This is a genomic window from Synechococcus sp. H60.2, from assembly GCF_047462315.1.
Classification (GTDB): domain Bacteria; phylum Cyanobacteriota; class Cyanobacteriia; order Thermostichales; family Thermostichaceae; genus Thermostichus.
Map to the genome: position 1 here is coordinate 1 of NZ_JANSIZ010000052.1, position 20,033 is coordinate 20,033.

Here is a 20,033-nt window from a genome sequence, read left to right on the forward strand (position 1 = left end):
CCCCCCTTATCTCCTGAGTTGGCGGTAGCCCCATCCCCCACCCTGCGGCCTGCTTCTCCCTCTCCCCAACTGCTGCGCCCCTCGCCGCCACCAGCACTTACACCACCTCCCCCACCTCGGCAAGTGGCTGCCAGCGGGCAGGTTGCCATGCAGGTGCTCTCAGTTCGCCGCGAGGGAGGGCAAGTGGTTTTGAACGTGGCGATGCAGAACAATTCGGCAGAGACGGTGCGCTTTCTCTACAGCTTCCTGAACGTTACTGACGACACCGGACGGTCAATCAACGCCCTCACCCAAGGCCTGCCTGGGGAGTTGCCTCCCAACAGCCAAGTCTTCCAGGGAACTGTCCGCATCCCCGCCTCCAGCTTGGCCGGATCCCGGTCTTTGTCCTTGAGCCTGGCCGATTATCCCAGCCGCCGCCACCGAGTCGGCGTGAGCGGGATCCCGGTGCCGCAATAGCCCTGTCTGGAGACTGCTGGTACGATCGATGCAAAGCGGAGTTGAGAAGCGGTGCCCAGCCCAGCCTTTGAGCGCCCTGAGCAGATTCGGGAGCTCTTCGACCGCATTGCCCCCCACTACGATGCCCTCAACCAAACCCTGAGCCTGGGCCTGCATCAGGTTTGGAAGCGCATGGCTGTGCGCTGGTCGCGCGCCGGCCCTGGCGGGCACGTGTTGGATCTCTGCTGCGGCACTGGCGACCTGGCGCTACAACTGGCCCGCCGGGTGGGACGAAGGGGACATGTGGTCGGCCTGGATTTCTCCCCGGCCATGCTGGATATTGCTCGGCGGCGCTCCCGTCTTTTTCCCGGCTACTTCCTCGAGTGGGTGTTGGGAGACGCCCTGGCCTTGCCTTTTTCCGACGACAGTTTTGATGCCATTACGATGGGCTATGGCCTGCGCAACGTAACCGATATCCCGCAGGCGTTGCGAGAGATTTGCCGGGTGCTCAAGCCCGGCTGTCGCGCCGCTATTTTGGACTTTCATCGCCCCACAGGGATCCCGTTTCTTGCTCACTTTCAGCGCTGGTACCTGAACACCCAGGTCGTTGCCCAGGCCCAAACCCTGGGACTGGGATCTGAATATGCCTACCTCGATCCCAGTTTGGACGGCTTCCCCTCTGGCGAAGAGCAGCGGCAAATGGCCTTGCAGGCAGGATTTTCTACTGCCAAGTTTTACCCCCTAGCCGGTGGCATGATGGGAGTGCTGGTGGTTGCAAGATGATCCAAACGGCTTCTCCCCTCGCTCCTTAGACCCCCCTCTTCCTTTGGGAGAGGGGCTGGGGGTGAGGGGGTCACCAGCAGTGCAGAGCGCCTGGCCAGCGTCTCAAACCGGTTGAAGAGGCAGCTTAGGATGCGGCCTCCGAGGAGACGCAGCGGACTTGGCCAAAAGGGGCTTGGCGGCTAGGGAGCAACATAGCGATCCTGGGAGAGGAGCTTGTTGCCGCGATAGACGCTCACCTGCAAATGCTGGGGATCCAGCCGCTGCTGCTCCACGTGAATGGGGGGGATCTGGAGGGCGTGGCGGGATCCCCGTCCCAGCACCGACACGATGAGATTTTGGCCGCGGATCTGAAGGCGCAGGCGCACCGGCCAAGGGAAGGGGTTGCGCAGCTTGAGGTCGGCCAAGCCGTACCAAACGGTCGCATCCAGGCCGGGGGGTACCGACTCCACGGGGCGGTAATGGGGGTGCCTTTCCACCACCTCCAGCCCCGCCAGCAAAGCCGCGTTGTATAGGCTGGAGGAGACTTGACAGATCCCGCCCCCAACCGAATCCAGGGTTTCGGCCACCATGAATACCGGCGCAGGCAGATAGCCCCGCTCGAGGGTGCGCGGCCCTACCACCTGGTTGAAAGAAAAAACTGCCCTTGGCCGAATGTAAACCCCATCCAGGCTTTGGGCAGCCTGGCGAATGTTGTGGAGCTGCGAGGGAGTGCGCTCCTGCAAGGAAGTGGTGTATCGGCTCAGGGGGGTTGGGGTGGGATCCGTCCACCACAGAGCCAGCAGGGCCAGGGCCAACCCCACCGACAAAGCCAATCCCCGCATCTTCCCTTTCACTTTTCCCAAGACACCTTGGCTTTCAAGAGAACCTCACCCTGGGGTTGGCGAGGGACGGCAGCGGCTTGGGCCGTAACCAGCACCTCTTGGGGACGGGCGCCCTCTGGCAGCGGGTGTGGCGGGCGCAAGGCCACAAGCGCGGATCCCTGGGCATCCACCTGAAAGGTGCCGCAGTGGAGGATCTCGCCGTCGTCCAGCTTGAGCCAGAGGTGGTAACGCTCTCCAGGGGCCGGTTGGGGCAGATCCCTTGCCGCCAAGACCACCTCCTGCCACTCTCCTGGGCGCAACAGCAGGTTGGCCGACCCCACCTCTCCCTGCAAGTTCACCAGACGGGATCCCGGCTGTTGCAAGAGATGGGACAATGTCTGCACCGATTCTAGCCGGGCCAGTTGCAGCGCCTGTCGCAGTCGCCAGTTGTCGAAAACCAGCAAAGCCAAGGCCCCTGCCGCCAAGCCCCCTACCCAGCGCCACTCAGCCGTGAGGCGACCGAACCCCAGAGAGGACAGTGCCGGCTGAAGAGGGGTCAGCGCCTCCTCAATGCCCGCCTCTGCCATCACCTTGCCCCGCAAGCTGGCCGGCGGAATCACCCCTGGCAACCCATAGGGCAGCAGATGCAGGGTTTCTTGCAGGGCCTGCAACTCTGCCAGCAACCGCGGGTCTTGGGTTAGGCGTGCCTCCAGGGCGCTTGCCTGTTCAGGAGACAAGTCCCCCAGCAGATAGCCGGCCAGTTCTTCCTGTGCTTCTGATGAAGGGGGCGAGGCGGCTTCAGACCCAGAACTTAACTCCAAGGAGAGCGATTCCCGCAACTTGCAGAGGGCCTGGCGAGTGCGGGCTTTAACCGCCTCCAGCGGGATCCCCCAGTGTTGGGCAATGTCCGCCTGGCTCAACCCCTGGTAGTAGAGCAGCTCGAGAACCTGCCGTTGGCTTTCCGGCAGTTGGCTGAGGGCCTCCTGCACCGCTTGCCGTCGCTCCTCGAGGGAGAGCTGCTCAAAAGGGATCGGAGCACTGCCATCGGCGGCGAGCAGGGGTTGCCAGTGTTTCAAAAAACGTTGATGGCTATCCTGGGAGCGCAGACGCTCAATGGCTCGCGAACGGGTCAACGCACACAAAAAACTGCTCACGGATCCCTGCCGCGGATCATAGTCGGGCTTGTGCCACAGTTCGACAAACACCGCCTGAGTCAGATCTTCCGCCTCGGCCGCATGGCCCAGGATCTTAAGGGCCAGCCCACAGATCAAGCCGGCATAGCGATCGTAGAGTACAGCCAGGGCAACAGAATGCCCTGCTGTGAGCGCTTCCATCAGCTCCACATCGCTGCGGGATGGCCAATCCCTCACCCGCTCGCGCCAGGGAGACGGAGTCCTTGGTTGCTCAGCCATGCTACACCCAGCGTCGTCCCACAGAAACGAAGATAGACCTGATGAAAGCCTATCCCCTCAGCCACGGCGAGCCGCCCACTCCAGCCCCAGCAGAGCCGTGTTCACCAGCAAGGCCAGGGATCCCACCGCTAGAGATCCAGCCCAGATTTTGTCGTAGCGACCGGCCTGGGCAATGCCCTCAAAAAGCAGGGTGCCCAGCCCCCCTGCCCCAAACTTGGCCCCCACCGTGGCAATGGCAATGGCCACAATTGCCGCCAGCCGCAAGCCGGCCAGGGCAACCGGCAGCATCAGGGGTAGCTGCACCTGCCACCACCGCTGCCAGAGGTTCATCCCCAGACCCTTGGCTGCCTCCAGAAGAGCCGGCTCCACTGATTGCAAACCCACGTACAGGTGGCGCACCAAGATCACCTGCGAGTAGAGCACCATCGCCACCACCACCGAGCGGGCATTGAGCCCGAACCAAGGGATCAACAAAATGATTAGAGCCAGGCTGGGCACCGTGTACAGGATGCTGAGGATCCCCATCAGCGGTAGGGCTAGCCAGCGCACGTGGTGAACCAGCAAAGCCAACGGCAGCGCCAGCACCAGCGCAATCCCCAAGGCCGTCGCCACCATTGCTAGGTGCTCTTGGGTAAGCTGCCACACCAAGCCGGGATGGCGGAGAAGGTAGCTCATGCGGATCCCCCCTCCAGCATGGCCAGATGGCGGATGTGATCCAGGGTAACGATGCCGATAGCCCGCCCGTCTTCCCACACCGTGAGAGCCGCCGCCCCCGTGCGCAGCAGCAGCGACAAGGCCCGCCGTAGGGTTTCGTGGGGCTTTACCACCGCCCCCTCCTGGATCTGGTGGTTGTGCGGGATCCGCTCCATCGCCGTTTCCACCCGCAGCACGCTCAGTTGCCGCACCATGTCGTCTGCCCCCAATAGCTCTCTGACAAAGGGGGTGGCCGGCTGGGTGAGCAGTCGAAAGGGAGTATCGAACTGCACCACCCGCCCCTGCTGCATCACCAAGATGCGATCTGCCAGGCGCAGCGCCTCTTCCACGTCGTGGGAGACGAAGAGGATGGTCTTTCTCAGTTGCCGCTGCAGGCGCAGGATCTCATCTTGTAGCTTGCTACGGGTGATGGCGTCGAGGGCCCCAAAGGGTTCGTCCATCAGCAGCAGATCCGGATCCCCGGCCAGCGCCCGCGCCAGCCCCACCCGCTGCTGTTGGCCGCCTGAGAGTTGAGCCGGGTAGCGACGTCGGTATTCTTGGGGGGGCAAGTTGACCAAGCTGAGCAGCTCGTCCACTCGCTCGCGGATGCGCTCCCTTGGCCAGCCCAAAAGTCGCGGCACCACCGCCACATTCTGGGCCACCGTCATGTGGGGAAACAACCCCACCTGCTGGATGACATAGCCGATGCGCTGGCGCAGCGCCGTCACCGGAAAGTGGCGGATATCCTGCCCATCCAGGCGAATCTGTCCTTGGGTGGGCTCCAGCAGCCGGTTCACCATCTTCAGAAGGGTGGTTTTGCCGCAGCCGGAAGGGCCGAGGATGACCACCAACTGGCCTGAGGCCACAGAAAAACTGCACTCCTCCACAGCCGGACGGGAACTGTGGGGGAAGCGCAGCGATACCCGCTCGAATTCAAGGGTGCTCACGCCGGGGCCTCGGGCAACGGCTATTCCTTCAAAATACCGGCCTCCACCAAGAAGGATCTCGCCACCTCTGCCGGCTCCTTGCGCTTGCCGCTCACCTCGTAGTTCAGCCGCTGCATCACCTCGTCCGTCAGCAACGGAGCAAGGGCGTTCAAAGCAGTGGCGATGCCGGGGTTGGCCTCCAGGGTATCTTTGCGCACCACCGGCGCCACCTGGTAAGGGGGGAAAAGCTGCTTGTCGTCCTTGAGCACCACCAGGTCAAAGGCGGCAATTTCCCCGTCAGTGCCAAAGGCCACCGCCACATCCGCCTCCCCATTGACCAAGCCCTGGTAGCGCAGGCCGGGATCCACCGCCTTGTAGGCTTTGAGGCGAAAGTTGCCGTAGACCGCTCGCAGTCCCGGCAGGCCGTCTTCGCGGGCTTGAAACTCCGGCGGCCCGATCATCACCAGCTCGCCTGCTCTGGCCACCATGTCTGAGAGGGTAGTGATGCCCAGCTCCGCCGCTCTGGCGCGGGTCATGGCCAGAGCCTGGGTGTTGTTCATGGGGGCCGGATCCAGCCAAACCAATTGGAACTGGCGCTCGTACTCGCGGGCCACCGTCGCGTATACCTGGGCCGGGTCGCTGCTGCTGGGCAGCTTGAGCACCGTCAGCAGGCCGGTGCCGGTGTACTCCGGGTAGAGATCGATCTCGCCGCTCAGCAGGCCGGCATGGGCCACCGGCGTTCCCCCCAGGTTGAGCTTGCGCTCCACCGCCAACCCCGCCGCCTCCAGAGCCAAGGCGTACATTTCCCCCAAGATAAACTGCTCGGTGAAGTCCTTAGAGCCGACCACAATCGGTTTGGCAAGGCCCGCTTGAGGGGCAAGAACAAGGGCGGCCAGCCCCGAGAGGGCCAGCAGAGCCAGGCGACGAGTGGTTTTGAGCATGGCAAAAGGGATCCCCAACTCGAGACAAGCGGCCCTGCCGAGAGTGTTCCGGCCTGGGCCAGGAAGTTGCGATTGCTAAGGCACCATTAAACCATTATTGTCCCCGATCCGTAACTGCAAGAGCGACAGCGGCACTACCGGCATTGCCCCGCCCCAGAGCCTCAACCCCATCCCATTAGCCTCTGCCGGGGGCCGGGAACGATCCGGTGACGGCCCGGATCTTCTGCCGCCGCCCAGCTCGCTCGATCTCCAGCTCCAGGGTGCTGCCCACCTCGGTGCGCTCCACCTCCTGTTGCACTTGGTCGGCGGTGGTGACGGCGCGGCCATTGATGGCAAGAATGATGTCTCCGGCGCGCAGGCCCGCCCGCTCTGCCGGGGATCCCTGGATCACCTCGCCGATGAGCACCCCCTGATCCACCGTCACGAAAATGCGGCTGTTGGGATCCTGGTTGAGACGTTCCTTCAGGTCGGGGGTGAGGGTGAGCATACGGATGCCCAGGTAGGGGTGATCCACCTTGCCGCGGGCGATCAACTGGTTGGCCACCCGCTGGGCTGTCTCGATGGGAATGGCAAAGCCCAGCCCTTGCGCCCCTTGGATGATAGCCGTGTTCACCCCGATCACCTCCCCTTGAGCATTGAGCAGGGGGCCGCCTGAGTTGCCGGGGTTGATGGCCGCATCCGTCTGGATAAAAGACACCCGCTTGTCGGGCACGCGGATCTCGCCGCTGGAGCGGCCCAAAGCGCTGATGATCCCAGCGGTTACGGTGTTGTCCAGCCCCAGGGGGTTGCCGATGGCAATGGCCCACTGGCCCGGCTCCAGCAGTTCGGAGCGGCCCAGCTTCACCGTCGGCAGGTTCTGGGCCTCGATCTTCACCACCGCAATGTCCGTCACCGGATCGGTGCCAATTACTTTGCCGTCAAAGCTGCGGGTATCCTTGAGCGTCACCGTCACCTTGTCGGATCCCTCGACCACATGGGCGTTGGTGATGATCTGGCCGTCCGGGCTGATGATAAAGCCGGAGCCAGTGCCCTGTTGCCGCCGTTGGCGGGGGATGGAAGGGATCGCTTGGCCAAAGAAATCCCGGAAGAAGGGATCGCTAAAGAACTCCTCTGGAAAAGCGCCCGGAACGCGCACCGTCCGCTCGGAGTCGATGCGCACCACCGCCGGCCCCACCTTTTGCGCCACCTCGGCGATAAAATTCAGGTTCAGTTGGGGCGGGGTTGCCGTCGTTTGCGCAGATACTCCGTTGCTTCCCATGAGAGCTGCTCCTAGCCCAATGCCCAAGAGCACCAGCAGCAGCGGCGAGAGAAGAGACTTAAGAACGGCCAAAGGCTCAAAAAAGGAACGAACTCCGTCCTGCTGATGCAAACGGGCAGGTTGAGCAGAAGCTTCTGAACTGGGAGAAGGTTGGCCCGGCATGGATGTGCTGCGCTTCATAGCTACCTGAGTCAGGGAAGAGAAGAGCTGGGAGCGCAGAAATACCTTGGCCCCCTGCGAAACCTAGGGCCTAATCTAGCATGGACAGCAGGGATCCCAAGGCGGCAGCTGCGGCGCTTTTCCGTACTTCCATCTGGGTTGAAGAGCAGCGGAATCTGCTTGCCTGGAGTAGCCACCCTATATCCAACTGGCTTTGATGGGGATAGAAGGCCAGACAGGGATGTTGTCCCCAGCTTTGGCCGGCTTACAGCTAACGTAGAAGTGGTAGATCGGGGGTAAGACCATGACCAACCCAGCCCGTCGTCTGTTGGCTCCTCTACTCGCCGGTTTTCTCTGGCTACCGGCAGCCACCCCGGTTTTGGCGCAAAGGGATCCCTTGCCGCCACCGCCCCCCGACCAGGGATGGCGCCCGGTGAACCCCCTTCCCCCTGATGAGCCAAGCCAGCCCTTTCAACTGCAAACCACCTTGCTGTTGCGCTCTGGGGATCTCATCCAAGCCGTGCATCGCTCTCCGGAAGCCCTCTTGATTGCCCCTGGCGAAACCCGCGCCGTCAGCCTTAGCCTGGAGACTCCCCTGCGGGATATCTACGGCAACATGGTCGTGCCGGCGGGAGCTATCCTAGAAGGCCAATTCCAGCCGGTGAGCGGCGGCACCCAGTTTGTCTCGCGGGCCTTGATCTTCAACGGCCAATCTTATCCTCTCTACGCCCAAAGCCAGGTAATCCCGCTGCGCAAGGATCCCCGCCACACTTCTGCAGAGGCAGTTGTGCAGGATGCCCTGATCGGGGCGGCGGCAGGGGCGATCTTGGGCGGCCTGTTTGGCGACCGGGTGATCTCGACGGAGAAGGTGCTAGGTGGAGCGGCAGCGGGGGCCGTGATCGGCAATGTGACGGCGCCGGAGGTGGCGGTGATCGATCCCAACGCCAACTTGACCCTGACCGTCACTCAGGACTTTCAGCCCTATCTGCCCTAGCGACACCTGAAAAGCGCAACTTAACTTTAACTCCCTAGGGCCGATCGCCATCCCTTGCCACACTGCCCGCCCTCAAGCTATTGCCCACTCCGCAAAGCTAAGCAGGGGTGGGTTGCTCTGCGGCCACCTGGGGCTATTCCGGCTGGCCCAGCAGGGACTGTTTTACGCTTATTGACAAACGTCCCCCTTGCCGGACAGCCGCTGCAGGAGTTGACGGGAAGGGAGCGCTCCTTTCCTGGGAGGCATTTTAAGAAGTGTGAAGATCTGAGATGGCAGACGGCAAGCATGTCGGAAAATAGCTTGCGGGTATGCTCGTCATACTCTTTAAAAAAATTGACTTGAGGATGGATGTCCATGAGTGTTGTCACGAAATCGATTGTGAATGCGGATGCAGAAGCCCGCTACCTCAGTCCGGGGGAGCTGGATCGGATCAAGTCCTTTGTTACCTCCGGCGAGAAGCGGCTGCGCATCGCTCAAGTCTTGACTGAGTCTCGCGAGCGCATCGTCAAACAAGCTGCCGATCAACTCTTCCAGAAGCGTCCTGACATCGTCTCCCCAGGTGGCAATGCTTACGGAGAGGAGATGACGGCAACTTGCCTGCGGGACATGGACTACTACCTGCGCCTGATCACCTACGGGATCGTTGCCGGCGATGTCACCCCGATTGAGGAGATTGGCTTGGTGGGGGTGCGGGAGATGTACAACTCTTTGGGCACGCCTATTCCGGCGGTGGCCGAGAGCATTCGCCAAATGAAGCAGGTGGCCATGGGCCTGTTGTCTCCTGAGGACGCGGCTGAGGCCGGTTACTACTTTGACTTTGTGGTGGGGGCAATGAGCTAATCCCTACATTGTTCTAACCGCGCAACTGTTTAACGTTCACCGATTTGGATTTAGGAAGCTCATCATGCAAGACGCGATTACTGCTGTGATCAATAGCTACGATGTCCAAGGCAAGTATCTCGACAGCTCGGCCATGGACAAGTTGAAGGCTTTCTTCGCCACGGGCGAGCTGCGGGTGCGAGCGGCTGCTACAATCGCGGCCAACGCCTCCACCATTGTTAAAGATGCGGCGGCCAAGGCGTTGCTCTACTCCGACCTCACCCGTCCCGGTGGTAACATGTACACCACCCGTCGCTATGCCGCTTGCATCCGCGACATGGACTACTACCTGCGCTACGCTACCTACGCCATGTTGGCTGGGGATCCCTCCATCCTCGACGAGCGGGTGCTCAACGGCCTCAAAGAGACCTATAACTCGCTGGGAGTGCCGATTGGGGCCACCATTCAGGCCATTCAAGCCATGAAAGAAGTAACCGCTGCCCTGGTGGGGCCTGAAGCCGGCAAGGAAATGGGTGTGTACTTCGACTACATCTGCTCTGGCCTGAGCTAACTGCCAGCGTCATTGCCTTGGCGTGAGGTTCATTGTCTAACGAGCATGACAGGCGATTTGCCGCAGGGATCTGGTGTGCTAACTGGGGTACGCGAGCTTTCTGAGGTGAGTCGCCTGTTTTGCTGGTCAAGTCAGTTACTTTGCTGTCAACAGGGATCCTTTATCATGCGCCTGTTTAAGATCACGGCCTGTGTGCCCAGCCAAACCCGCATTCGCACCCAGCGGGAGCTGCAAAATACCTACTTCACGAAGCTGGTGCCCTACGACAACTGGTTTCGGGAGCAACAGCGTATCCAAAAGTCGGGTGGCCGTATCCTGAAGGTGGAGCTGGTTGCCGGCAAGCCTGGGATAGACGTAGGACTGCTGTAGTTCCCCTGCCTGTTTGCTGTTTCTCCTCCATACTGAGAATACCCCCAGCCAGATCCGACATGCCCAGCCTCAGGAGGTTTGCCCTTGAAGTTGGGCTAGCGGATCTGATTGTTTTAGGGGGGGGAGGAGCTATGTCGTCTGACGTGCCAATCCGACTTGAGCCGATCATCGTGGCTCGCGACCTGAGCAAGGTTTACCCGGTAGCCATTAAGGAAGCGGGGGTGGTCGGTACGTTGCGCCACTTTTTTCGCCGTACCTATCACTACATCGCAGCGGTGCAATCCATGAGCTTCCAGATTCAGCCGGGGGAGGTGGTGGGTTTTTTGGGGCCGAACGGGGCAGGCAAGACCACTACCCTCAAGATGCTGGCGGGTCTCATCTACCCTTCCGGGGGCACGCTGCAGGTGGTCGGCCACGTGCCCTACCGGCGCGAGCCATCTTTTTTGCGGCAGATCACCCTGGTGATGGGGCAGAAGCAGCAGCTCATCTGGGATCTACCGGCCATAGATTCTCTGCGGATTAACGCTGCCGTTTATGAGATCCCGGAAAAGGAGTTTCGCGAGCGAGTGGGGGAGTTGGCGGAGCTGCTCGACCTGCAGGGCAAGCTGAAGCAGCCAGTGCGCAAGCTTTCTCTGGGGGAGCGGATGAAGGCGGAACTGCTGGCGGCCCTGATCCACCGCCCGCAGATCTTGTTTTTGGATGAGCCGACCTTGGGGTTGGATGTTAACGCTCAGGCCGCCGTGCGGCAATTTCTGCGGGACTACAACCGCCGCTACGGGGCAACAGTCTTGTTGACCAGCCACTACATGGCCGACATTACGGCGCTCTGTGAACGGGTGCTGGTGATCAGCGCCGGGCAACTCATTTACGATGGCGGCCTCGAGGAGCTGCGGCAGCGCTTTGCCCCCTATCGCGAGGTGAAGCTGGAATTGGCTCGCCCCTGCCCCCTCGCCCAATTGCAAGTCTATGGAGAGCTGCGCAGCGAGGGGGATCCCGGCAGCAGCTGTGAGGTGCGGCTGTGGGTGCGGCGGGAACACCTCACCCAGACGGTTGCCCAGCTCCTGGCGGATCTGGAGGTGCTGGACTTGACGGTAACAGACCCGCCGATCGAGGAAGTAATCAGGCGGGTGTTTGCGGAAGGGATCCCTGCAGCCCGCTCCTAGAGGAGCACTCCTGGCGGCAGCCCATCAGATCTTCTGGGTGGCAGCCTGCCGTTGCTCAGCCGTCGAGCGGGCCGCGTGCAGAGCGGCGTAAAGCTTATTGAGGGCGTTCATATAGGCTTGGGCTGAGGCAACGATGATGTCCGTATTGGCGGCGTGGCCAGAGAAGACGCGATCCTCGTGACGCAGGCGAATGGTGACTTCCCCCATGGCGTCGATGCCGGCGGTAACCGACTGGACGGAAAACTCGATTAACTTATTGGGGATGTTGACGATGCGGTTGATGGCTTTGTACACCGCGTCCACCGGACCTGTGCCCACGGCGGCGTCCACCCGCTCTTCACCCTCAGGGGTGATCAGGCGCACGGTGGCGGTGGGAGCCTCGTGGTTGCCGCACACCACTTGCACGTGCTCCAGGCGGTAGAGATCGGGTACCGGGCGGGTCTCGTCGTTGACGATTGCCTCCAGATCCAGGTCGGTGATCTCTTTCTTCTTGTCCGCCAGCTCTTTGAAGCGCAGGAAGGCTTTGTTCAAATCCTGCTCTGAGAGCTCGAAGCCCAACTCCCGGAGGCGGGTACGGAAGGCGTTGCGGCCCGAGTGTTTGCCCAGCACCAGCGTGCTCGATTGCAAGCCGATGGTCTGGGCGTCCATAATCTCGTAGGTCTGGCGGTTTTTGAGCATGCCGTCTTGGTGGATGCCCGATTCGTGGGCAAAGGCGTTGGCACCGACAATGGCCTTGTTGGGCTGCACCAACATGCCGGTGAGGTTGGAGACCAGGCGGGAGGTGCGGTAGATCTCCTGGGTTTTGATGTGGGTGAGGGGTTTTTCCGAGTCCACCGGCAGGCCAAAGTAGGGGTTGAAGTAACTGCGGCGCACGTGCAGGGCCATCACCAACTCTTCCAGCGCCGCGTTGCCGGCCCGCTCGCCGATGCCGTTGATGGTCACTTCCACTTGCCGTGCCCCCTGCTTGATCGCCTCCAGAAAGTTGGCTACTGAGACTCCCAGGTCGTCGTGGCCGTGAACCGAGATAATGGCCTGCTTGATGTTGGGCACATTCTCGCGGATGCCCTTGATCAGTTGGCCGAACTCCTCAGGCATGACATAGCCGACGGTGTCCGGGATGTTGATGGTTTTGGCGCCGGCCCGAATGGCTGCCTCGATCACCTGGTAGAGAAACTCCGGATCGGAACGGGTGGCGTCCATCATGGAGAACTCCACATCGTCCACGAAGGACTTGGCGTAGGCCACCATCTCTTCGGCAATTTGCAGCACTTCGGCGCGGGTCTTGCGCAACTGGTACTTGAGGTGAATGTCCGAGGTGGAGATAAAGGTGTGGATACGGGGCTTGGCGGCGGGTTTAAGAGCTTCGGCTGCCGCTTCGATGTCGGCCTTGAGGGCGCGGGCCAGGCTGCAAATGACAGGGCCGTCGGGGGTGCCCACCTGCTCGGCCACCTTCTGCACCGCCTCGAAGTCCCCGGGGCTGGCATAGGCAAACCCAGCTTCAATGATATCGACCCCCAGCCGGGCCAGTTGCCGGGCGATGGCCAGCTTCTCTTCGGTGTTCAGCGTGGCGCCGGGACACTGCTCCCCGTCGCGCAGGGTGGTGTCGAAAATGAGCACGTGATCCAGAGCTTGGCCATCAAATGTGGAAACCGCCGCAGCATCCATAATCTTTTCGGACAACGAAACAGCGCTTTTTATTTTGACATCTTATTCTGGCACTGCTGGATGGAGTTTTGGATCGGGTTTGGAAGAGAGCTGGCGGGCTTCTGTCGGAGTGGCTGTAGGTCTTGCCATCTTTCTCTCGGGGGCGGAAGAGGTTGTGGGAAGGCGGATCCCGAAGGCTCAGGTCAGCAGGTGTTCGTATTCTCTCTCATCAGGTGGGCCAGGTGGATCTGGCGCAGGGTGGGGCCGACGTAGCCAATGCAATCCAAGTAGGCCCTGATTTGGGCAGGGGTCAGCGGCTCTAGCATCAGCACAGGCGCCCCTTAGGTTGGCTTCGAGCGAGCATCTGGCCTATACCCTGGCCTTGCTGCGGATCCCTGGCCAGAGCCAGAAAAACAGTTTTTGGCGACGCCCCAACTCTCTACCACCAAAGAACAAAGCAAAAAGAGAATGCTACGATAGCGGCAAGAAAAAAAGAAGGCGAAGCGTTACATGGCAGAATATACTCGGTCGATTTCCTTTTACGGGCGGGAAATTGACATCAATATTGGGTTGATGGCTCCCCAGGCAGGTTGCGGAGTCTGGTTAACTTCTGGGGAAACTTCGGTCTTGGTTACGGCTACGCGACAACCCGGCCGGGCCGGTGTCGATTTCTTGCCTTTGCTGGTGGACTATGAGGAGCGGCTCTACGCTGCCGGGCGGATCCCAGGAGGCTACTTGCGGCGGGAAGGTCGGCCACCGGAGCGGGCCACCCTGATCTCTCGTCTTATAGACCGGCCCCTGCGGCCTTTGTTCCCAGAATGGCTGCGGGACGATGTGCAAATCGTGGCCACTACCCTCTCGGTGGACGACAAGGTGCCGCCCGATGTGTTGTGTATTTTGGGGGCCTCGCTGGCCATCCATGGTGCTCGCATCCCCTTCAACGGCCCGGTGGCGGCGGTGCGGGTTGGCTTGGTTAAAGATGAGTTCATCCTCAACCCCACCTATGCCGAAATCGAGGCCGGCGATCTGGATTTGGTGGTGGCTGGCTGTGCTGACGGCGTGATCATGGTGGAGGCCGGCGCCAACCAACTGCCGGAAAAGGACGTAGTCGAGGCCATTGAGTTCGGTTTCGAGGCCGTTCAAGAGCTGCTCAAGGCCCAACAGCAAGTTTTTGCCGATCTCAACATCACCCCTGTGGAGCTGCCCCCGCCCCCCCAAAACGAGGAGCTGATTGCCTTTGTGGCGGAACACGCCCAGGAGAGCATTCGCTCCATCCTTAGGCAGTTCCTAGACAAGACCAGCCGCGAGCAACAACTGGAGGCGATCAAGGCCAAGCTGGAGGCCCAGATCCAGGAACGGCCAGAGGGGGATCCCTTGCGGCTCTACCTCCTGGAAAATCCTAAGGAATTGGACAACCAGTTCAAGGCTTTGACCAAAAAGCTGATGCGCCAGCAGATCTTGCAGGAGGGGGTGCGGGTAGATGGGCGCAAGCTAGACGAGGTGCGGCCAGTCTCTTGCCGGGTAGGCTTGATCCCGCGGGTACACGGCAGCGCTCTGTTCAACCGCGGCCTCACCCAAATTCTTTCCATCACCACCCTAGGTACCCCTGGCGATGCCCAGGAGTTGGACGATCTGCACCCGGTGGACGAAAAGCGCTACATGCACCACTACAACTTCCCCGGCTTTTCCGTGGGAGAAGTGCGGCCCTCACGCTCGCCAGGACGGCGGGAAATTGGACATGGGGCGCTGGCGGAGCGGGCCTTGGTGCCGGTGCTGCCCAAGGAAGAGGAGTTTCCCTACGTGGTGCGGGTGGTGTCGGAGGTGCTCTCCTCCAATGGCTCCACCTCGATGGGATCCGTCTGTGGCTCTACTCTGTCCTTGATGGATGCCGGGGTGCCGATCAAAGCGCCGGTCAGCGGTGTAGCCATGGGTCTAATTAAGGAAGGGGACGAGGTGCGCATCCTCACCGACATCCAGGGCATCGAGGACTTTTTGGGGGATATGGACTTCAAGGTGGCCGGCACGCGGGCCGGGATCACCGCTTTGCAGATGGACATGAAAATTACCGGCATCACCGTGGATGTGGTGGAGAAAGCCATCCTGCAGGCTAAGGCCGGGCGTGACTATATCCTCGACAAGATGCTGGAGGTTCTCCCAGCACCTCGACCCCAGTTGGCCAAAACGGCTCCCCGTCTGCTCACGTTCAAGGTGGATCCGGAAGATATCGGCAAGATCATCGGCCCTGGCGGCAAAATGGTGCGTAGCATCACGGAAGCGACAGGAGCCAAGGTGGACATCAGCGACGATGGCACGATCACCGTATCCTCCTCGGTAGGCGGCCAGGCAGAAGCGGCGCGGGCGATGATCGAAAACCTAGTGCGGCGGGTAGAAGAGGGGCAGGTGTACCTGGGCAAGGTGACCCGCATCATCCCCATCGGCGCCTTTGTGGAGTTCTTGCCCGGCAAAGAGGGCATGATCCACATCTCGCAACTGGCGGAGTACCGCGTTACCCGGGTAGAAGATGAGGTGGCTGTGGAGGATGAGGTGGTGGTCAAGGTGCGCAGCATCGACCACAAGGGCCGCGTTAACCTCACCCGTCTCGGCATTAGTCCCGAGGAGGCGGCACGGGTGCGCAACCATCACCCCTGAAGTTGCGGTCTTTCCCCAGCAACTGGGTGGGCAAGGGATCCTCTCGCCGGCCGTTGTCGGCGGCCAAGATGGCAGAGGAGGCACTCTTCAACTTGTTGGCCTCAACAGCCCCCTATGCCGAATCTCGCTGCTCCCCTTCTCGCTGGCCAAGGGCGTGATCCTCAAAAGCAACTGTCTCCCTCTCGGCGGCGACTGGGCTGGGCCTTGGCTTGGGGCCTAGGGTGGGCCACCTTGCTCAACCTTTCTGCCCAGCACCCTTTGTTGCTGCGGCTGGAGAGCGACGCCCAGGAATGGCTCTACGCTTGGCGCGGCCCTCAGCAGCCTTCCCCGGAGGTGGTGATCATCGGCATCGATGGCCGCAGCGATGGGCAGGGAAAAAATGGTGATGGCCAGCACAATGTTGACTTTCTCCTGGAACGGGCTAACTACGCTGGCCTGACCTTGCGCCTACTGGAAGAGGCCAAAGCCAGGGTGGTGGTGTTAAACCTGCCCAGTAGCTTTGTGGTGCCGCAGAATCTGGGTAACGAGGACCTGGATGCTCCCCTGCGTCAGGTTATCCAGCGCTACCCAGATCGCGTGGTCTTGGCTACCCGCAGCAGTGAGAGCTTTGGCCGTTCTGAGATCAACATCTACAACCACTTTTTGCCCTTTTCCTCCCTGCGGCTGGAGTACTTAGTGGCACCGGAACATGTCCAGGGAGTGGTGCAACACCGCCTGGACGGGGCTGGAATCCTGCGCCAGGCCCAGTTGCGGGGGCTTTACCTACGCCGCGACAGCCAGAAGGAGCAGATGTTTGCCTCGGCGGAGGCCTTGGCTTTTGCCAAGTACGACCCGGAGCGGGCCAGCCGCTGGTTGCGCGAACGGGGTTTGCAGCCAGTTCAATTCAACCCCCTTGGATCCCAGCACAGCATCCCTATCATTCCCATCGAGCAGATCTGTCCGCCGGTGATCTCCCAGACGGGATCTGGCTCCCCAACGCTCAGCCCCGGCCAAGCCTGCCGCGGCCAAGAAGGGATCCCTCCCCTCGACCCCAAAGTTGCCGACCAACTACGAGACAAAATCGTCCTAGTGGGCTTTGTGGGGGGGTACCCGGAGACCTTCCCGGTGCGGACGGTGGATGGATCCCAGATTGCGGCAGTCGAGCTGCAAGCGCAAATCCTCTCGAGCCTGCTCACCGGAGAGGTGTACCGATCCCTGCCGGCAGGGCTAGCGGCGGGGGTTGTCTTCCTGCTGGGTGCGGGAACGGGCCTGAGCTTGGTGCTCTATCGCCCCTCCCCGCGACAGAATTGCCGGGACTGGAAACAACAGCGGTTTCTCCTCTGGCCGGTGGTGGGGCTGACCGCTTATGAGGGGTGGGCCGTAACCCAATTTTTGCTGTGGCGTTGGATTTGGCCACTGACCTTGCCGGCTTTGGCTGTCGGCCTAGCGGGGGTGAGCCTGCTTCTGACCTTGGTAATCCTGGAGAACCAGGAGCGGCTCTTGGCCCAACAACAGGAACTGGAGCGTCTGCGCCGGGCCGAGCAGGAGGCCGCCATCGACCAAGCCCGCAAGCTGCTCTACCGCATTGCCACCGACATTCACGATCGTGAGCTGCAGGAGCTGAAGGTGGTGATGGACGAGCTGGAAAGCTTGCAATGGCAACAGCAGCAGGGTAAGGATCCCGATCCTGCCATTTACGATCGTCTGCTGGAACAACTGGAAAGGATCGGGCGAGGCATTCGCGAGCAGCTTAACGATGTGCGCACCCTGGCCACCAAGCTGCGCATTTCCCCTAGCTTGCGGGAGGGCTTGCACCGGGGCATTGACACCTATCTGGACGAGCTGATTCGGACGGGCAGCCTGACCTTGCCTGTGGAGCGCCATCTGCAACCTCTGGAGGAGCCCAATACTAGCGAGTGGTTTGACCAACGGGAGGATATCTTGCGCTTTTTGCGAGAGGCCATCGGCAATGTCATCGCCCATGTGCAACCTCCCAAGGGCAACGCCTCCTTCGTCAAGGTGTCGTTGGTGCAAAAGGAGCGCCACTGCTGCTTGTCGGTCATCAATGACGGCGTAGAATACGCCCCCAGCCCCGGTGGCGGCTATGGCAGCAAGGCCATGAATACCATTGCCCGCTACCTGCCCAAGGGATCCTGGCATCGCACCCACACCCCGGAGGGCTATACCTACGTCGAGCTGCACTGGGAGATGCCACTTTGAAAGACTTGGACAACACCGGGAAAAGGGAACTTTTGTCTGCATTGAGGCTTCTTTCTTGCTTAGCTGGTCGCCCAGCTCCAGCAGACCACAGGCATAGCTTCCCCCAGAGCTTGAGATACAGCCTGTTAAAGAGTTAAGGGGTACAGTAGCAACTCCGGCGCATACCCAGGCAGGTATAGGATTCGCACACCTATCCCCCTAATCAATTCCTCAACTGCCCAACTCTTATGGATAGTTAATAATCACAACCTTCCTCTAGCTTCAGACATAACTCACTTCTCGAAGACTCCAAAACATCCCCTTTCCTCATTCCACCCTTGATGACACGACGGCCAACCGCACCTCTCAGGGAAATAGCTCGAATAACAGTATGCTTTTCCCCCTTACATCTCTGACAATAATGCTAAGCTCTTTGACCCCTTAAGCTGCGAGCTCCTCCCCGTTCTCTTCCCTCCCATACCCCTGTCTGGTCGAGGGCAATCAAGTCCTCCGCTGCAATATCCCTGCCTTCTTGACTATAAGCTAGTCGTTCTCTTTGCACCTCCTCCTCTTGGACTCTCGCGCTGCGGTAAGTCTTTTTTTTAGAGTCATCCCTTGCTTTTTCAAGAAGTTGTGTATCGTAACAGTACTTACATCAATCCCTAAGCGCTCCCGCAACAGTTCTTGGTATTGCCACAGGTAAAAGTCTGGGTGTTCTGCAATGATTGCCATCACTTCCTGTCGATGCTGTTCCAAAATACCCACTCGCTTGGTGCCTACTTTCTTGGGAGTTAAGTCCTGAGTTTGTTGGTACTGCCGCACCCAGCGGTGTACTGTTCTTTTGGTTACCATGAACCGTTCGGCTACCTGGCGGATAGAGGTCTGACCTGCCTGATAAGCTGCTACAACTCTTTGCCGTAGATCCAAAGAATGGGTTGGCATCTCTTTCTCTCCTTCCTCTTGAATACCTGTACCCTATTTTAAATTAACAAGCTGTAGCATTTATGCTCTTGCAGGGGAGCTCAAAGGGAGAAAGTGGCTGGAGAGAAACTTAATGCCAAGTTTGGAGAGGGCACCTGTTGGATAATGACCAGATTCCTCGGAAGGGGATGTGGGGTAGTTTACGCTTTGATCGGCACTTTCTTCTCTAGCCACTGGGCCACTTGATCAGCCAAATCAACCCCTTCTAACTGGCAGATCTCCCGCAGCATAGTTGGGCTGGTGACATTAATCTCTGTCAGCCGTTCCCCGATGACATCAATTCCAACAAAATAGAGTTTCTCCTGCCGCAGCACCGGCGCCAAAGCTGCGCAGAGGGCCCGTTCTTTTTCGGCAATCTCGGTTTTCTCCACCCGACCCCCAGCGGCCACATTGCCACGGAAATCCCCCTCCCCAGGGATCCGATTGACGGCGCCCAAAGGCTCGCCCTCCAGCAGCAAAATGCGCTTATCTCCCGCTGCTGCCTGCGGCAAATACTCTTGCACCATCACGGGCAGCCGACCGAATTGGGTGCTCAGCTCGATTAAGGAATTGAGGTTTGGATCGCCGGCGTTGATCCGCAGGATCCCTTCCCCACCCTTGCCGCCCAGGGGCTTGAGTACCGCCTGCCCCACCTGCTCGACGAATTGGCGTAGCAAGGCCTTGCTGCTGCTGACGCAGGTACGCGGGATCCACTCTTGGAATTGCAAAGCATAGAGCTTTTCGTTGGCGGAGCGGATCCCGGCAGGATGGTTGAGCACTAGGGTGCGGCGGGGGGAGAGATGATCCAGAAGGTAGGTGGCGTAGAGATAGGCCGCGTCCACCGGCGGATCCTTGCGCATCCATACTGCTTGCATCTGGCTCAAGGGCAACAAGCGCCGTTCTTTGACCTCGTACCAGGGATCCGCTCCTAGATCCAACACAATTTCCTCAACGGATCCCCAGGTTTCCCCTTGATCCCAGTAGAGGTCAGCCAATCCAAGGCAAAAAATGCGGTGGCCTCGTCTCTGCAGCGCCTCCATCAAGGCAACGCTGGTGTCGTGGTTCACCTGCAACTGAGACAACGGATCGACAATGAAAGCTACCTGCATAAATGGTTTGAGCAACGAAAAGCTGCCCTGAGTATGCAACAAATTGGAGCGGATTGCTCCCGGCTAGCAGGCCGGTTCGGCAGTAGTAGAAAGATGAACTACCCCACCGCGCAGGCGGGTGGGGTTTCCCCATCCGCTTTACGGCGAGATTTTTGTCTCTTCCTCTGCCC

At 60.3% G+C, this 20,033-nt stretch carries 16 protein-coding genes and 3 pseudogenes; 9 read left to right on the top strand and 10 right to left on the bottom strand.

Features of this window, described 5'->3' with window-relative positions; genetic code table 11:
* Positions 1-456: pseudogene (locus NW845_RS09130) on the top strand (hypothetical protein); the annotation flags it as partial.
* 51 nt (positions 457-507) lie between these two features.
* Positions 508-1,218, top strand: coding sequence for a bifunctional demethylmenaquinone methyltransferase/2-methoxy-6-polyprenyl-1,4-benzoquinol methylase UbiE (gene ubiE, locus NW845_RS09135; RefSeq protein ID WP_414378232.1), 711 nt, complete (start codon positions 508-510; stop codon positions 1,216-1,218).
* A 179-nt stretch (positions 1,219-1,397) separates the two neighbouring features.
* Here ubiE and NW845_RS09140 read toward each other — a convergent pair whose 3' ends face one another.
* The 6 genes from NW845_RS09140 to NW845_RS09165 form a co-directional block, all read right to left on the bottom strand.
* A complete protein-coding gene (locus NW845_RS09140) occupies positions 1,398-2,039 on the bottom strand; it encodes a VanW family protein (RefSeq protein WP_414378234.1) in 642 nt (213 codons plus the stop codon).
* A gap of 8 nt (positions 2,040-2,047) precedes the next feature.
* A complete protein-coding gene (locus NW845_RS09145; RefSeq protein WP_414334361.1) occupies positions 2,048-3,430 on the bottom strand; it encodes a sigma-70 family RNA polymerase sigma factor in 1,383 nt (460 codons plus the stop codon).
* A 57-nt stretch (positions 3,431-3,487) separates the two neighbouring features.
* Positions 3,488-4,105: an ABC transporter permease gene (locus NW845_RS09150; protein WP_414334363.1), complete on the bottom strand. Its 618-nt coding sequence runs from the start codon at positions 4,103-4,105 to the stop codon at positions 3,488-3,490.
* The gene (locus tag NW845_RS09155) at positions 4,102-5,070 is read right to left on the bottom strand and encodes an ABC transporter ATP-binding protein (protein WP_414348773.1); all 969 of its coding nucleotides are present in this window, start codon (positions 5,068-5,070) and stop codon (positions 4,102-4,104) included. The genes NW845_RS09150 and NW845_RS09155 overlap by 4 nt, the downstream gene beginning before the upstream one ends.
* Before the next feature lie 20 nt (positions 5,071-5,090).
* The gene (locus NW845_RS09160; protein ID WP_414334367.1) at positions 5,091-5,990 is read right to left on the bottom strand and encodes a glycine betaine ABC transporter substrate-binding protein; all 900 of its coding nucleotides are present in this window, start codon (positions 5,988-5,990) and stop codon (positions 5,091-5,093) included.
* A 175-nt stretch (positions 5,991-6,165) separates the two neighbouring features.
* The gene (locus tag NW845_RS09165; protein ID WP_414334376.1) at positions 6,166-7,410 is read right to left on the bottom strand and encodes an HhoA/HhoB/HtrA family serine endopeptidase; all 1,245 of its coding nucleotides are present in this window, start codon (positions 7,408-7,410) and stop codon (positions 6,166-6,168) included.
* 301 nt (positions 7,411-7,711) lie between these two features.
* Between NW845_RS09165 and NW845_RS09170 the strand changes: the two genes are divergently transcribed.
* From NW845_RS09170 to NW845_RS09190, 5 genes are all read left to right on the top strand, one after another.
* Positions 7,712-8,401, top strand: coding sequence for a hypothetical protein (locus tag NW845_RS09170; protein WP_414378236.1), 690 nt, complete (start codon positions 7,712-7,714; stop codon positions 8,399-8,401).
* Positions 8,402-8,755: 354 nt separating this feature from the next.
* Positions 8,756-9,241, top strand: a complete 486-nt coding sequence (gene apcA, locus NW845_RS09175; protein WP_011431038.1) for an allophycocyanin subunit alpha — start codon at positions 8,756-8,758, stop codon at positions 9,239-9,241.
* 64 nt (positions 9,242-9,305) lie between these two features.
* Positions 9,306-9,791, top strand: coding sequence for an allophycocyanin subunit beta (apcB, locus tag NW845_RS09180; RefSeq protein ID WP_414365512.1), 486 nt, complete (start codon positions 9,306-9,308; stop codon positions 9,789-9,791).
* Positions 9,792-9,956: 165 nt separating this feature from the next.
* Entirely contained in the window at positions 9,957-10,160 is a 204-nt protein-coding gene (locus NW845_RS09185; protein ID WP_414365520.1) for a phycobilisome linker polypeptide, read from the top strand.
* Between the two features lie 131 nt (positions 10,161-10,291).
* Positions 10,292-11,323 (top strand): ABC transporter ATP-binding protein, encoded by a 1,032-nt coding sequence (locus tag NW845_RS09190; RefSeq protein ID WP_414378238.1) that lies wholly within the window; start codon positions 10,292-10,294, stop codon positions 11,321-11,323.
* A 24-nt stretch (positions 11,324-11,347) separates the two neighbouring features.
* On the opposite strand, the gene NW845_RS09195 is transcribed toward NW845_RS09190, so the two are convergent.
* Both NW845_RS09195 and NW845_RS09200 read right to left on the bottom strand, forming a co-directional pair.
* Positions 11,348-12,988, bottom strand: a complete 1,641-nt coding sequence (locus NW845_RS09195) for a 2-isopropylmalate synthase (protein WP_414365522.1) — start codon at positions 12,986-12,988, stop codon at positions 11,348-11,350.
* Between the two features lie 182 nt (positions 12,989-13,170).
* Entirely contained in the window at positions 13,171-13,293 is a 123-nt protein-coding gene (locus NW845_RS09200) for a hypothetical protein (protein WP_414378240.1), read from the bottom strand.
* Between the two features lie 184 nt (positions 13,294-13,477).
* Between NW845_RS09200 and NW845_RS09205 the strand changes: the two genes are divergently transcribed.
* Both NW845_RS09205 and NW845_RS09210 read left to right on the top strand, forming a co-directional pair.
* A complete protein-coding gene (locus NW845_RS09205) occupies positions 13,478-15,616 on the top strand; it encodes a polyribonucleotide nucleotidyltransferase (protein ID WP_414365518.1) in 2,139 nt (712 codons plus the stop codon).
* Positions 15,617-15,730: 114 nt separating this feature from the next.
* Positions 15,731-16,834, top strand: a pseudogene (locus NW845_RS09210) (CHASE2 domain-containing protein); the annotation flags it as partial.
* A gap of 1,130 nt (positions 16,835-17,964) precedes the next feature.
* Here NW845_RS09210 and NW845_RS09215 read toward each other — a convergent pair.
* Both NW845_RS09215 and gshB read right to left on the bottom strand, forming a co-directional pair.
* Positions 17,965-18,736 (bottom strand): annotated as a pseudogene (locus NW845_RS09215) (IS630 family transposase); the annotation flags it as partial.
* A gap of 179 nt (positions 18,737-18,915) precedes the next feature.
* Positions 18,916-19,863 (bottom strand): glutathione synthase, encoded by a 948-nt coding sequence (gshB, locus tag NW845_RS09220; RefSeq protein ID WP_414365524.1) that lies wholly within the window; start codon positions 19,861-19,863, stop codon positions 18,916-18,918.
* Positions 19,864-20,033 lie beyond the last annotated feature (170 nt).